Annotated in this window: 1 pseudogene; it reads right to left on the bottom strand. The window is 68.3% G+C overall.

Annotated elements, in window-relative coordinates:
• Positions 1-159: pseudogene (locus JMJ56_RS34685) on the bottom strand (MarR family transcriptional regulator); the annotation flags it as partial.
• Between the last annotated feature and the right edge of the window lie 71 nt (positions 160-230).

The raw sequence follows: 230 nt of genomic DNA, 5'->3' as shown, positions 1-230 counted from the left end.
CGCCAGGCCACGCACCGTATGCGGGCCGTCGGTCAGGTAGACCGTAAGGACCACGCCAAGCTGGCGCGCCGAAAGATCAGGTCCATCGCGCCGGACGAGGGCGACTACCGTGTCCCGCAGACTGCCGACCAGCTGGTCGGGGTTGCTCTGTACCGCCATAGCTCCAAGCCCCTCGCCCATTGTGGGCCTTTGAACAGTCCGGCGCCCAGGCTCTGGCCTGCTGGCCGGCA

Source organism: Belnapia arida (genome assembly GCF_016773205.1).
Lineage (GTDB): Bacteria > Pseudomonadota > Alphaproteobacteria > Acetobacterales > Acetobacteraceae > Belnapia > Belnapia arida.
The sequence above is the reverse complement of the archived record's forward strand: the minus strand, read 5'-3'. Positions and strand labels throughout refer to the sequence as shown.